The sequence below is a fragment of the Nocardia beijingensis NBRC 16342 genome (assembly GCF_001612785.1).
GTDB lineage: Bacteria > Actinomycetota > Actinomycetes > Mycobacteriales > Mycobacteriaceae > Nocardia > Nocardia beijingensis.
Genome location: NZ_BDBC01000026.1, coordinates 27,109 through 40,844, shown reverse-complemented (window position 1 = coordinate 40,844; position 13,736 = coordinate 27,109). Strand labels below are relative to the sequence as shown.

10 protein-coding genes are annotated in these 13,736 nt (G+C 69.1%); 6 read left to right on the top strand and 4 right to left on the bottom strand.

Annotated features, from left to right (window positions below; translation table 11 throughout):
• Positions 1 to 9 precede the first annotated feature (9 nt).
• The 3 genes from NB3_RS16875 to NB3_RS16865 all read right to left on the bottom strand — a co-directional run bounded on the left by NB3_RS16875 (position 10) and on the right by NB3_RS16865 (position 3,751).
• A complete protein-coding gene (locus NB3_RS16875) occupies positions 10 to 1,239 on the bottom strand; it encodes a DUF7373 family lipoprotein (RefSeq protein WP_157111828.1) in 1,230 nt (409 codons plus the stop codon).
• On the bottom strand, positions 1,236 to 2,435 hold the full coding sequence (locus NB3_RS16870) for a DUF7373 family lipoprotein (RefSeq protein WP_244891937.1): 1,200 nt from the start codon (positions 2,433 to 2,435) through the stop codon (positions 1,236 to 1,238). The genes NB3_RS16875 and NB3_RS16870 overlap by 4 nt, the downstream gene beginning before the upstream one ends.
• Positions 2,436 to 2,545: 110 nt before the next feature.
• The gene (locus NB3_RS16865) at positions 2,546 to 3,751 is read right to left on the bottom strand and encodes a DUF7373 family lipoprotein (protein ID WP_067803780.1); all 1,206 of its coding nucleotides are present in this window, start codon (positions 3,749 to 3,751) and stop codon (positions 2,546 to 2,548) included.
• Between the two features lie 142 nt (positions 3,752 to 3,893).
• Between NB3_RS16865 and NB3_RS16860 the strand changes: the two genes are divergently transcribed.
• Positions 3,894 to 5,225, top strand: a complete 1,332-nt coding sequence (locus tag NB3_RS16860; protein ID WP_067803777.1) for an FHA domain-containing protein — start codon at positions 3,894 to 3,896, stop codon at positions 5,223 to 5,225.
• A 7-nt stretch (positions 5,226 to 5,232) separates the two neighbouring features.
• On the opposite strand, the gene NB3_RS16855 is transcribed toward NB3_RS16860, so the two are convergent.
• Positions 5,233 to 6,678, bottom strand: coding sequence for a neutral zinc metallopeptidase (locus NB3_RS16855; RefSeq protein ID WP_067803774.1), 1,446 nt, complete (start codon positions 6,676 to 6,678; stop codon positions 5,233 to 5,235).
• A gap of 107 nt (positions 6,679 to 6,785) precedes the next feature.
• Here NB3_RS16855 and NB3_RS16850 point away from each other — a divergent pair, with 107 nt between their 5' ends.
• The 5 genes from NB3_RS16850 (at position 6,786) to glmM (ending at position 13,715) form a co-directional block, all read left to right on the top strand.
• Positions 6,786 to 9,278, top strand: coding sequence for an FHA domain-containing protein (locus NB3_RS16850; protein ID WP_067803771.1), 2,493 nt, complete (start codon positions 6,786 to 6,788; stop codon positions 9,276 to 9,278).
• 100 nt (positions 9,279 to 9,378) lie between these two features.
• Positions 9,379 to 10,998, top strand: coding sequence for a chromosomal replication initiator protein DnaA (locus NB3_RS16845; RefSeq protein WP_067803912.1), 1,620 nt, complete (start codon positions 9,379 to 9,381; stop codon positions 10,996 to 10,998).
• Between the two features lie 175 nt (positions 10,999 to 11,173).
• Positions 11,174 to 11,617 (top strand): 50S ribosomal protein L13, encoded by a 444-nt coding sequence (rplM, locus tag NB3_RS16840; protein WP_067803768.1) that lies wholly within the window; start codon positions 11,174 to 11,176, stop codon positions 11,615 to 11,617.
• The gene (gene rpsI, locus NB3_RS16835; RefSeq protein WP_084486303.1) at positions 11,614 to 12,123 is read left to right on the top strand and encodes a 30S ribosomal protein S9; all 510 of its coding nucleotides are present in this window, start codon (positions 11,614 to 11,616) and stop codon (positions 12,121 to 12,123) included. The genes rplM and rpsI overlap by 4 nt, the downstream gene beginning before the upstream one ends.
• A gap of 215 nt (positions 12,124 to 12,338) precedes the next feature.
• Positions 12,339 to 13,715: a phosphoglucosamine mutase gene (glmM, locus tag NB3_RS16830; RefSeq protein WP_067803766.1), complete on the top strand. Its 1,377-nt coding sequence runs from the start codon at positions 12,339 to 12,341 to the stop codon at positions 13,713 to 13,715.
• Positions 13,716 to 13,736 lie beyond the last annotated feature (21 nt).

Genomic DNA, 13,736 nt, shown 5'->3' with positions numbered 1-13,736 from the left:
CCGGGGCGTTTATCGGCTGTTCGCGAAAACGGAATACTGTGCGGCAGCGCGCTGCTGAGCGTCCAGCAGTTGATTCGCCGCGACGAATCCGACGTATTCCTTGTACGCGACGACGCAGGTGAATCGCCGATCGTCGAATAGCGTGGCCCGGTTCTCCACGCATACCGAATCGGGCAGGTGCTGCGGTGGATCGGCCGGGCCAGCGATCACCGTGGGGGTGATGCGTTCCGCGACAATCCGCCGCGCCGCCTCCGGATTCGGCGTGCGAATCACCATTGTGTCCCCGGAGACGGCGAATCTGTCGGCGCCCATCGCCGTGAAGCGTTGTTTCGCGTGATCCCGGTCTTCGGCGTAGTGCATGATGCCGCGCAGACCGAGCAGCGCGTGTGAATCGTCGTAGCTCGGGGAGTGGACCCCGGCCGGATTAAGGGTGCGGCTCAGCAGATGGTGGGGGTCCCAAGGCAGACGCAGCATTTCTTCCTCGGTCAGCGCGGGCAACTGATCGAGCAGCGGCAACTGAACGTCGTACGCCTTCTCCGCGAGCGCGACGAGGGCGTTGCGATCGGGAGCGTTGGCCGAGACGAGGAACGCCACCACGTAGGAGCCGTGGGCGAGGATGGTGCGCAGGAACGGAGAGCCGGGACGCCAGTGCGCTCGCGCCTGCGGCTGCCGCGGCAGGGTGACCGGCTCGTTCTGCTCGCGGTAGGCACCGAGATCGGCGTCGTAGAACTCGTTCGCGGCCTGGCGGGCGCGTTCCGGGTCGGGGAACTGCATGACGATCGTGCCGACGGTCGTGGAATTGGGGCGAGGCTTGGTCGGCCACCCCGAGGCGATCAAGCTGACATTCTGATCAGAGCCGTTGGTGTGGAACCCGAACATCATCCGGTTCCGTTCCGCGATCGGCCGCATGTCCTCTTGGCGCCCGAGTTCGCCGGGCAGCGTTCCTTTGCTGATGCTCGACGGCGTCCAGCTGTACTTCATCCTGGGATCGATGTCGTAGGCCGAGGCGACGTGATCGGCCAGCCGCATGGCGGCGATCTTGTCCATGTCGATGAACAGCGGTTGATAGTCGTCGTCGTGGGCGTTCGGCGGCTCGGTGGGGTAGTTGCCGGTGTCCAGCCCGCGAATATCGATCTCACCCGGTCGCGCGGTACCCGCGAGCGTTGAGCCACAGCCGGTGACGATGGTGGCGGCCACCGCGCACGCGAGGGCGACGGCGGCGTTATGGATTCTCCTCATGCGGCGTTCACCAGCAATGCGTACTGGGCGGAGATGCGCTGCTGCGCGTCGAGCAGTTGATGCGACCACGCGAACGCCGCGTAGCGGTCGTAGGACACCGAACAGTAGAACCGGACCACCACCGTCTGGCGGCCGATGTACTCCTTGCAGTGCGCGGCGGGCAGGCCCTTCGGCGCCTCGGCCCCACGGAACTTCTTCGTCAGCCCACCGCGCTGCTCGCGCAGCTGTGCGGCCGCCGCGGCGTCGCGGGCGCGGAACAGATCGGTGCCGTCGGTGGCGTACCGATCCACTCCGGCCGCTTCGATGATCCTGCGATCCTCGGCCGAATCCGTGGTGAAGTGCAGTGCGCCGGGCCCGGTGTAGGCGCCGGGCGGATCAATCCACGAGTCCTCCCTCGGCCTCGGCAGCGCCCGGCTCAACATGCCGTCCATATCGATCGGCACTGTCATCAACTGGTCGACCGGGGTCGGAGTGAAGCGGCCGATGGCGGGGACGACTGTGTCGAGGCTCTTCTCGACCAAAGTGAGCAGCGCGGGCAGGTCCACCTTCTCCAGGAAGATCTTCGCGTAGTCGAAGATCCAGGTGTAGACGACGAATTTGCCGGTGGCGAACCACGAACCGATCGACTGCTCCTGCGGCTGCCAATGCGCGTGCGCCGCCGGGTACTTGGGGATCTGCACCGGCGTGTTCCGGTTGTTGGCCTCGAAGTCGACGCGTTCCAGGGCGGCGGCGGCCGCGGCGGCCTTCTGCTCGTCCGGGAAGATCAGGACGGCGTTGACCAGGTCGGTGCCGCGGTTGTCCGGCGCGGTGCCCGCGCTGCTGAGGAATCCGGCGACGAAATCCGGGGCCGCCTCGGCGAATCGGGACACGTTCATGATCCGTCCCAGCGAACTCCTCGGATCGATGAACACCTTGGAGATCGAAGGATTCGCGGAGACGAACGCGGGATCGATGTCCGACGGCATGGGCACGAAATTCGCCAGCCGCTCCGCCTCGATCATGCGCGCCTGCTCGGGATTCTTCGCTGTCGCGTAAACGCGCGGCGTCGTCGCGTAGTTGCCCACGTCCAGCTGCGCGAGATCAACCGGCTGCGGAGGCTTCTCCGTCGCGGCCTCCGGATCGCCGCACGCCCCGGCGCACAGGGCGACGGCGCCGGCCAGTACCAGCGCACAAGCGGCTCGGATCGGTCTCGACATCACGCCGTGCTGCACTCTTCCCTCCCCTGACTGCGGTAGTTGCGCCGGATCCTACTTCGGCCCACCCGCGGCCATGGATCCCGAAAAGGCGGGGGCTACCGCTGCCGATCTCAGAAACTGTTCGCCAGCAGCGCGTACTCCGCGGCGACCTTCTGCCGCACGTCCGGTTCCTTATCACTGGTGACGACTCCGGCGTACCGTTTGTACGCGACGTAGCACCGGTACTTGTACTCCCGATCCGGGTCGCCCTTGCTGTTGAGCTGCAGGCATTTCGCGCCGGGGACGTCCTTGGGAGCGCCGAGCGGGTCGTAGTGCGCGCCTTCGCTCTCCAACAGGCCGGTGACCAATTTCTGGGCGGCGGCCGCGTCGCGAGTGCGGGCGACGTAGCTGTCGTCGAGCAGGCCGATGCGGTCCGCGCCCGCTTCCTCGATCAGGCGCAGGTGTACCGACTCGTCATCGGCGCGGTGCACCGTGTGATAGGCGCCGTAGACGGCGAAGGTCGCCGGGTCGGGCACCCGGTTCTTGCGGTCGGCGACCGCGACGCGGGCGAGCAGGCCGTCGGGATCGGCCTTGAGTGTGTCGAGTTTGTTCACCGGAGTCGGGGTGAACTTGTCCAGCTGCGCCACCTCGGCGGCCAAGGTCTTGTCGACCCATTTCACCAGGTCGTCGGCATCCGCCGTCGGGCGCTGGATGAACAAGGAGATGACGAATTCCTTGTGCGCCATGAAGGTGCCGACGTTGGGAACGCCGGGCCGCCAGTGGATATAGGAGTCGGGATACTTCGTCGACGACAGTTTGCGGTTGTCCGGCGAGACGGCGATGTCCACGTCCTCGAGTTCCCTGGCGGCGAGTTTCGCGGTGGCCTCGTCGGGGAAGCGGAACACCGCGTTCGTGACCGCGGTCGCTTGCGGGGAAGGATTGGTCTGGCCGGCCGGATCGGGACGGTCGGCCCCGCTGGCGGCATACCCCACGACCAGTTTGCGGTTGTCGAAGACCGGCCTGGACACCTTGGCCACGAAGTCGAGCGCCTGCTCGGCGTCCTTGACGACGGTGCTGCCGCGGCCGAACTTCAGTGTGGAGTCGATGCGCACGGTCGGGACCACGGCGTCGGACATCCGCATGCCTTCCAGCAGCGCGCCTTTGCCCGCCCCATCCTGGTCGTATTCGTGCTTGTCTACGGGATAGGTGCCGACTTCCAGCTTGCGCACGTCGATCTCACCCGCGGTCGGTGTCCCCTGCACGCCTGCGCAACCGGCCAGCATCCCTACCAAAGCCAGACAAGACGCGGTGAGCGCGATGCGTTGCGTCCGAACCATCTCAGGCCCCTCGTTCCTCCCGTTGCTGACACTGAAGTTACCCGACGGACGGCGGGGAGGGGGACCGATGGTCGTCGTATTGCAATACCCTTGTCGGTGTGGCGACGACCTTGCACTGCAATCCTGGTGAAGGCCGATACCGGTGAAGGATCGGCAGGTCGAAGTCGTCGTCGGCAGCCACGCCGTGGCCACGGTCGCGGGCGCGGTGATCGTCGTCGCGCACCGCAAGCCGGGCAGGCCGACTCAGCACTCGCCCGCGGCGGTCGCGCTGGAATCCCTGGCCGAACTAGTGCGCGACGCGACCGATCGGGAGCCGGGCGGGCCTGGCGCCCTGGTGGCGCGGCAGGCGACGCGCTGGCTGATGAAACAGGCCGAGCGGATCAGTCCGGGCGAGCCGATCGACTTCGGCATTCTGTCCACCGCCGAGCACGGCGGTGTGGCGATCTTCCTGCACGGGGCGATCACCGCTGTGCTGGCCGGTGACGGGGTGCTCGAGCGCTATCGCGGCAGCGACGCGGCCTTCACGGTGGACCGGGTCGCGGCGGTTCCGGCGCGGGCGGCGGCGCTGTTCGTCGACGACGCGAAGGGCCGTATCCCGGACCTGCCGCCCGAGCCCGGCATCGGCAGGCTGGTCGAAGGCATCGCGCAGGCGGGTGGCGCGATCGTCTGGACGGAGGGCTCGCGCACCGGTCTGCCCGCGCACGGCGGGGCATCCGGTTCCGTAGGCGCGCACCGCCGCCCGGAGACGTCCGCGCTGCCGACGGCGCGCGTCGAACACGAGCCGCCCGCGGAATCGGAACGGCACGAGCGGTCGCAGCCGCGCCCGCCGCGATACCCGACGGCGCCGTCGACCGCGATGCTCGACGCCCAGACCGAGCAGACGCCGATCGACCCGCACCACGCGCCGACGCAGCTGGGCGGCACCAATCCGGCGCCGCGGCCCGACCCGGAGCTCCAGCGCAGGCTGGAGGCGACCGCGAAGGCCACCGCGCTGACCGTCAAGGTGATGGGATTCAAGTGCGCGCGAGCGCATCCCAGCGATCCGCGGGCGGCGTTCTGCACCGTCTGCGGCATGCCGGTCGACCAGACCCAGGCGTTGATCGAAGTGGTCCGCCCGCCGCTGGGCATGCTGATCCTCGACGACGGGATGACCTACATGCTCGCCGCCGACGCGGTGATCGGTCGCGATCCCGAGCGTTCGCCCGCCGCGGAGAGCGGACTCGTCCCGCTGCGGGTCGAGGACGCTTCCGGTGGCATGTCAAGGGCGCACGCCGAAATCCGCTTGGTGAACTGGGACGTGACGGTGGTGGACTGCGGTTCGACCAACGGAACCCGCACCAGGCTGCCCGGCTACCGCGACTGGGTGCGCCTGGCGCCGCGCCAGTCCATGGCGCTCGTCCCCGGCACCGAGATCATGCTCGGCAACCGCGTGCTGCGGTTCGAGCTGGCCGCGCCGCCGCCGTTCGGCCGCTGAGCCCGCGCTAGGAATAGCGCGCGGCGCACACGCTCTCACCGTTCAGTACTCCCGCGCGGAACGCCTCCACGCGGGAGAAACCACTCGGCACGGTCTTGCCCTGGGCGTCGCTCGCGGCCAGGCCGTCGGTGAGCAGACCCGAGACCGCCTCGTCGAGATCTCCGGCGGCGAGCTTGATATCGCCCTGAGTGACCGGTCGCCCCGATTCGGCGAGTTTGCCGGTGACCACTCCGGACAGGCAGGCCGCGCGCAGTCCGGTCTTCGCGCCGACCAGGCTCTGTCCGCGGCTCTGCTGGACGGCCAAGGTGTATCGGGAGATGAACACGATGTAGCCGTTGTAATCGCCGGTCACCTTGAGCGGCAGCGGGTCGTCCGCGCCGTAGTCGGACGTGCCGCGCTCGGCCAGGGCGGGGATGTCCGTGGCGATCGTGTTCGCGGCGGGGCAGTACGACACCGGTTCGGTCACCACCCCGTCGGGGCAAGCGATCTTCGCCCGGGTGTAGTCGTAGGTCGGCTCGTGGTCGATCGGCAGAATCGCTTCGAGCGCTTTGGTGAGTTCGACCAGGGTCTGTTTGGTGATGGGGTATTCGCCGCGTCCGTTGTCGTCGCTGAAACTCTGCGGCAGATTCGCGCGGCGCTGGTCGATCTCGTCCTGGTCGATGCCTTTGCACGCCTTGGGACCGTCGGTGAAACCGATCTGCACGGCGGTGACCCGTTCGAAGGCGGAGCCGTGCACGCTCTCCGGGTCGTCGGGGTCGGAGTCGCGGATGGCGACGGTGGCGGCGAGCACGGTGTTGAGGCCGTCGGAGGTGTTGATCGTGAAATGCTCGGCCTTGCCCTCGGCAACGTGCCGCATGAAAGCGCCCGCGAAGCAATCCGCCTGTTGCTCCTTGACGATCACCGGGTCCTTCGGCCCGACGATCTTGGCCATGGTCTGCACCGCGTGCCCGTACTCGTGCGCGAGCACCATCACCACGGACATCTTCCCGAAGGTCTCCTCCATGGTGGGAAGCAGCACCGACCGATCCCAGCCGATGGAGTTGTCCAGGCGGCAGTAGGCGGCGTTCACCAAGCGGTAGGTGGTCTCCTTGCAGAACTCGACCGACTCGGGCCGCCCTGCCTTCGCACTCCAGGACAGCAGCTTCTCGACCGGCTTGAACTCGCCTTGGAAGTATTTGCCGAACTCGCCGCGCCAGAAGGTCTGGATGTCGTCGACGGCGTTGAGCGCCAGGGTGTCCACGGCGCCGCCGTCGCCGTTGGTCGCGGTCAGCGTGCTGTCCTCGACGCCGGCGCGCGGGCCGCTCGGGCCGCTCGTCGTGGGCAGCCCGGCCACCTTGAACGGATCGTCGTAGACGGAGACGGCCCGGCCGTCGACTACCCGGATACAGCCGCCGACCAGCACCAGAACACTGAGCAGCGTCGCAACCAGCGCGGTCGCTCTGACTCTCGACAAGGCTCCCCCTGGTCGGCCGCTACAACGTCACATCGGTCGCCGGATTCGGGGCATTCGGCGCATCGGGGGCACCGCCGATGTCCGGGCGATGGAATAGTATCCGCTGCATGTCTTCACCGGGGGCGCAGACCATCACCGTGCGCCATGATGGAAACGAACGAGTATTCGATTCGAGCCAGCAGGTCACGATGGGCCGCGCGCCGGAGGTGACGCTTTTCGTCGACAGCCCGCTGGTTTCGCGTGTGCACGCGACACTGGCCTGGCAGGGCAGCGCCTGGGTGTTGACCGACAACAAGAGCACCAACGGGGTTTTCGTCGACGCGCGCAGGCTGACCCAGCCGGTGTCGATCGACCGCCCCACCCAGGTCCGGCTGGGCGACGCGATCAGCGGCCCGCTGCTGCACCTGCTGCCTGCGAACCCGCAACCCCCGCAGCGGCCTTCCGCGCACCCGCCGCAACCGGCTCACGCGCCGCACCCGGGCCCGCCGCCGCACGCGGTCCGGCGGCCCGCGCAGCCGTTCCAGCGTCCGCACTATCCGCCTCCGCAGGACGCGCCCGCGCCCGCGGTGAACGTCAACATGACGACCAGGGCGGACACCTCGAACATGCCTCCGGTCCGGGCCAGGGCGAGCACGGCGCCCATCGCCCGCGCCGACCGGATCCCGCAGACCGGTCTGAGCATCGGCCGCACTACCGACAATCAGATCGTCGTCAACGATCCGCTGGCCTCCCGCAAGCACGCCCGGCTGATCGCCTCCGCCGACGGCCTCACCATCGAGGACCTCGGCTCGGCCAACGGCACGTTCGTCAACGGGCACCGCCAGCAGCGGGCGGTGCTGCGCGAGCGGGACATCATCACCGTCGGCAACGTCGACTTCGTCGTCCAGCAGGGCACGCTGGTGCACCGGCAGAAGCCGGTCGCCGAGCAAGGCCTCGCGGTGCACGGGGTCGGCTTCACCGTCGAGGGCAACAAGCAACTGCTCGTCGATGTGAACATGTCGGCCAGCCGCGGCACGCTCACCGCGCTGATCGGTCCCTCCGGAGCGGGTAAATCGACGCTGTCGCGCCTGATCGCGGGCACCACACATCCTTCGGGTGGCGTGGTCACCTTCGAAGGCCGCAATCTGCACGCCGAGTACGAGGCGCTGCGTTCCCGTATCGGCATGGTGCCGCAAGACGATGTGCTGCACCGTCAGCTCACGGTGCGCCAGGCGCTGGGTTTCGCGGCCGAGCTGCGGCTGCCGAGGGACAACAGCAAGCAGGACAGGCAGAAGGTGATCGACGGTGTGTTGCAGGAGCTTTCGCTCACCGAGCACGCCGACACCAGGGTCGACCGCCTCTCCGGCGGTCAGCGCAAGCGCGCCTCGGTGGCGCTGGAACTGCTGACCGGTCCGTCGCTGCTCATCCTGGACGAACCCACATCGGGCCTCGATCCGGCACTGGACCGCCAGGTCATGGTGATGCTGCGCGAACTGGCCGACGCCGGTCGCGTGGTGATCGTGGTGACCCACTCGGTGGCGCATTTGGACATGTGCGATCAGGTGCTGCTGCTCGCGCCCGGCGGCAAGACCGCCTACTGCGGCAATCCGGCCGGGGTCGGTGCGGCGCTCGGCACCAGCGACTGGGCGGAGATCTTCGCCAATGTCGCGGCCAACCCCGATCAGGCGTTCGCCGCCTATCGCTCCCGGCAGGCGTTCGCGCCGCCGCCCCCGCCACCCGCGCAGCCGTACGGGCCCGCGGGCAGTCCGCCGCAGTCCAGTCGCGGCAAGCAGTTCTCGACCCTGGCGCGCAGGCAGGTCCGGCTGATCCTGGCCGACCGCGGCTATCTGACGTTCCTGGTGCTGTTGCCGTTCATCCTCGGCGGCCTGTCGCTGGTGGTGCCGGGGAAGAACGGTTTTCAGCGCGGCGCGTTGAAGGCATTGCCGGATGGCACTTTCGTGCCGGAGGGCGGCAGTGAGACACAGCAGTTGCTGGTGGTGCTGATTCTGGGCGCCTGCTTCATGGGCTCCACGCTCACGGTGCGCGACCTGGTCGGCGAACGGACGATCTTCCACCGCGAACGGGCGGTCGGCCTGCTGCCGTCGGCCTATCTGATGGCGAAGATCGCCGTGTTCAGCTTCACCGCGCTGCTGCAATCGGCCGTGCTGGTCGGCATCGTCCTCGCGGGCAAGAAGCGTCCCGGCGAGGGGGCGGTGCTGGCGTCCGGCAGCGCGGAGCTGTACATCGATATCGCCCTCACCGCGATCTGCTGTGTGGTCGTCGGGCTGCTGCTCTCGTCGCTGGCCAAGTCGAACGAGCAGGTGATGCCGCTGCTGGTGGTGGCCATCATGTGCCAGCTGGTGATGGCGGGCGGCCTGATCCCGGTCACCGGCCGGGTGGTGCTCGAGCAGGCGTCCTGGCTGTTCCCGGCGCGCTGGGGTTACGCGATGGGCGCTTCGACGGTGAACATCCGCGAGCTGTTCCTGAACGCGCAGGCCGACACGCTCTGGCAGCACAAGCCGGAGATCTGGGCGTTGGACGTCGGCGCGCTGTTGCTGATCACCCTGGTGCTCGCGGTCATCACCTGGCGCCGGTTGCGACTGAAGAAGTCGGCCGCGTGAGTCGGTCCGGACGGTCCGTCCTCGCCCCGGTACGCCTGAGCGGCACCGGGCGGTGTGGGACGGCGACGACGAGCATCTCGGCCGCGAACCGGGCACACTTATGCCTGTGACGGTGCGAGTAGGGGCAGTGCATCTCGGCTGGGATGTGGTGTCCGTTGCGGCCGGTGGCGGTGGCGTTCCCATCCGCCCCGTGCAGGTGGAGGGCATGTGGACGCCGCCGGCCTATCTGCTGGCGGATTCGTCGGGCCGGTTGCACACGGCGGGCGTGGAACGCAACAGACCCGATCTCGGGATGGCGATCGCCGACGTGCGCGACATCCTCGGGCACCCGCAGATCGTGGTCGCCGGTGCGACCTGGCCCGCGGAACTGGTCTTCCGCGCGCGTCTGTACAACCCGCTCGCCGAGATCGGCAAGCACTTGCGCGGCAAACCGGACCTGGTGGCGTTGCCCTACCCGGACAGCTGGCCGGACGAGAAGATCGATATCTACGCCGCGATGGTGGAACAGCTGGATGTCGTCGTGGAACCGCTACCCGAGAGCGTCGCGCTGTCGGGGTACGTCCGCGCCCTCGGATTGGTGCACCCGCCCGACCGGGGCAGGCCGAACGGCATCGGCGCGACGGGTGTGTACTCCGACGGCCGCGGCATGCTGGTGGTCGCGGTGCACGGCGACGACGAGCAGCCCACCGAGTCGGTCGACGTTCCGGTGGACGCGGAGGCCATGCGCGACGCCAGGTCGGCCGACGACGTCGTGATCGAGGTGATGGCGGCGGCCCGCTCGATCGGCGCGGATACCTCGACGGTCCTGCTGTCGGGCAATGTGCGCTTCAACGACGCGTTGCGCCTCGCCTTCCAGAACCATCTCGGGCACCGCCTGCGCGTGGCCGACCATCCGATGCACGCTCTGGTTCTCGGCGCGGCGCACCTGCTGGTGAGCGACCCGGAGGCAGGCGAGCCGGAGGCTCCGGGCAGGCCCGCCGAACCCGCGCCGGCGCGACCGCAGGCCGGATACCCGCCGCAGCAGGCGGAGGCGGGTCAGCGCACGGCCCGGCCGGTGCCGGGCGTCCAGTACGGCCCGGGATACCCGACCCAGCCCGACGAGACGACGACCAGGGTCGGGCGCGACGACGTGCCACGCGGCCTGCCGCCGAACCTGGCCGAGCTGGGCAGCCGCTTCACCCGGCCGCCGAGCGTGCCCGACGAGCAGCAGGACGGCGGTTCCGCACCCGGCGATCCCGTCGGCCCGCGTCCGCCCTACCCGGGCGCGCCGGAACAGTCGCGGTACGCCGGTGAGCAGCGCCAGGGGCCGTGGCAGGAGCAGGGCGCCGAGTCCGACGACGCCGACGGGCACCGCAAGGGCAAGCTGTGGAACAAGATGAAAGGCAACCTCTTCGGAGCCAACACCGTCGCCGGGGCGGTGGCGCTGGCCGTGGTCGCGCTTCCGTCCGGGAATCACCGGGTGGAACCGGTCGCGCGGCCGGTCGTCCTGGACGCGGCATCGGTCGTGTCCGCGGCAGGGCCCGACGGCGAGCCGGTCGGGTGCCCGATCGCGCCCTACGCGCTCAACCAGCCGAAACCCGGGGTCACCGCCACCAAGGGCAACCAGCGGGAAGCGAGGGAAAGGACCGCCGAGTGCGGGCGGCCGGACGTCGACACCTTGCGCTACCTGGTCCCCGGCCCGCCCGGCGCCATGGACCTCGGCCCGCCGATCGAGATCTGACGGATTTCTCCCCGCCATACCCCACTGGTATGGTGGCTCGTTGGCGTGTGGAACGTCCGTCCGACTCCTGGTGGAGCTGGGCGGAGGTCCACCGAGCCCCGGGTCTCCACCGGCCGCCGGGAACACCTCGACCGCACGCCTGGCTGGCAACACCGACGACAGACAGGGAAGCACTGTGCCTACGTACAGCCCCAAGGCGGGTGACGTGACCCGTAAGTGGTACGTCATCGACGCCACTGACGTAGTGCTCGGCCGTCTCGCCGTCCAGGCAGCGAATCTGCTGCGTGGCAAGACGAAGCCGACCTACGCCCCGAACGTCGATGGTGGCGATTTCGTCATCATCATCAACGCCGACAAGGTTGCCATCAGCGGCAACAAGCGGCAGGACAAGCTGATCCACCACCACTCCGGGCACCCGGGCGGCCTCAAGTCGCGGACCGTCGGTCAGGTGTTGGAGAGCCGTCCCGATCGGCTCGTGGAGAAGGCCGTCAAGGGCATGATCCCGAAGAACAAGCTCGGCAACGCGATCGCGGGCAAGCTGAAGGTGTACGCGGGCCCGACGCACCCGCACGCCGCCCAGCAGCCCATTCCGTTCGAGATCAAGCAGGTGGCCCAGTGACCGCTCCCGAGGAATTCAACGAGGAATACGTCGAGGAATTCGACGCCGCCGAGGCTGTCGAGGACGGCGCGGGCTACGAGGACGCCGAGGCTTCGGCGTCCTACGCTCCGGTCGTGATCGACCGTCCGGTGCAGACCGTCGGCCGCCGCAAGGAGGCCGTCGTGCGCGTGCGCCTGCTGCCCGGCTCCGGCAACTTCGTGCTCAACGGCCGCACCATCGAGGACTACTTCCCGAACAAGGTGCACCAGCAGCTGGTCAAGTCGCCGCTGGTGACCGTCGAGCGCACCGAGTCCTTCGACGTGCACGCCCGCCTGGTCGGCGGCGGCCCGTCCGGCCAGGCAGGCGCCCTGCGGCTGGCCATCGCCCGTGCCCTGATCGAGGTCACCCCGGAGGATCGCCCCGCCCTGAAGCGGGCCGGCTTCCTGACCCGTGACCCGCGCGCCACCGAGCGCAAGAAGTACGGTCTGAAGAAGGCGCGTAAGGCGCCGCAGTACTCGAAGCGCTGATTTCGGCATCGTCGGCCCTCCGCTTCCCGCACTCTCGCGGTGTGGGAAGCGGTACGGTCGACGCGGCAGCTGTACGAGAGCAGGCTCCCAGCGAACAGCTGGTCGCCTGCTCTCGCGCTGTATGAAGACGCGGCGTTCGCGGGGCCTTCGTGGTGCACGGGCCGGTGCCTCCAGGGCCGACGCCCACGCCACAGATCACCAATGAGGGGCGAGGTATGGGACGGTTGTTCGGCACCGACGGAGTCCGCGGGCTTGCGAACGAGTCACTGAGTCCGGAGCTGGCGTTGCGCGTTTCCGGCGCGGCGGCGCAGATCCTGAGCCGGGGCAAGAAGCGCGCGCTCGCGGTGGTCGGGCGCGACCCGCGGGCCAGCGGGGAGATGCTCGAGGCCGCGGTGACCGCGGGGCTGACCGCGGCGGGCGTGGACGTGCTGTCGGTGGGAGTGCTGCCGACCCCGGCCGTCGCCTACCTCACCGGCCTGTACGACGCCTGCCTCGGCGTGATGATCTCCGCCTCGCACAACCCGATGCCGGACAACGGGATCAAGATCTTCGCCGCGGGCGGGCACAAACTCGACGACGCGATCGAGGACCGGATCGAGGCCATCATGGCCGCCCAGACGCCGTTCCGTCCGACCGGCGCGGGCATCGGGCGGGTGCGCAACGCGGCGGGCGCGCGCGACCACGGGCTGAGCATCCCGGACCGATACAGCCTCGCCGGCACCCATGAGCGCTATGTGGAGCACCTCGTCGAGGCCACCGGACAGGACCTGTCGGGGCTGACCGTCATGGTCGACTGCGCGCACGGCGCCGCCGCCGAGGTGGGGCCCGCCGCCTACCGGGAAGCGGGGGCGACGGTGATCGCCATCAACGCCGAGCCCGACGGGCTGAACATCAACGACGGCTGCGGCTCGACCCATCTCGACCAGGTGCGGGCCGCGGTGGTGGAACACGGCGCAGATCTCGGTCTCGCGCATGACGGCGACGCGGATCGCTGCCTGGCCGTGGACGCCTACGGCAATGTGGTCGACGGCGACGCGATCCTCGCGATCCTCGCCCTCGCCATGCACGAGGCGGGCGAGCTGGCCGACGACACGCTGGTCGTCACCGTCATGAGCAACCTCGGCCTGCACATCGCCATGCGGGCGGCGGGCATCACCGTGCGCACCACCGCCGTCGGCGACCGTTACGTGCTCGAGGAGTTGCGGCGCGGCGGCTTCACGCTGGGCGGTGAGCAGTCGGGGCACGTGGTGTTCCCCCGATACGGCACCACCGGCGACGGCATTCTCACCGGCCTGCGCCTGATGGCGCGGATGGCGCAGACCGGGCGCGGCCTGGCCGATCTGGCGAGCGTCCTGACGACCGTGCCGCAGATCCTGGTCAACGTGCCGGTCGAGGACAAATCCGTGGTGGCGCGCGCACCCGAGATCCGCGAAGCGGTGCTGGAGGCGGAACGGATACTCGGCGACTCCGGGCGTGTGCTGCTGCGGCCCAGCGGCACCGAGGAACTGGTGCGGGTGATGGTGGAGGCCACCGACCCGACCCAGGCGCGTCAACTGGCGGACGATCTCGCCAAGCTGGTCGCGGGGGTGTGAGCGGCACGCTGGGGTCGGGCC

Coding starts and splice junctions, on each gene's coding strand:
- NB3_RS16850 (WP_067803771.1), top strand. CDS start 6,786: ATGTCTTCACCGGGGGCGCAGACCATCACCGTGCGCCATGATGGAAAC.
- NB3_RS16845 (WP_067803912.1), top strand. CDS start 9,379: ATGCCTGTGACGGTGCGAGTAGGGGCAGTGCATCTCGGCTGGGATGTG.
- NB3_RS16875 (WP_157111828.1), bottom strand. CDS start 1,239: ATGAGGAGAATCCATAACGCCGCCGTCGCCCTCGCGTGCGCGGTGGCC.
- NB3_RS16870 (WP_244891937.1), bottom strand. CDS start 2,435: ATGTCGAGACCGATCCGAGCCGCTTGTGCGCTGGTACTGGCCGGCGCC.
- glmM (WP_067803766.1), top strand. CDS start 12,339: ATGGGACGGTTGTTCGGCACCGACGGAGTCCGCGGGCTTGCGAACGAG.
- NB3_RS16865 (WP_067803780.1), bottom strand. CDS start 3,751: ATGGTTCGGACGCAACGCATCGCGCTCACCGCGTCTTGTCTGGCTTTG.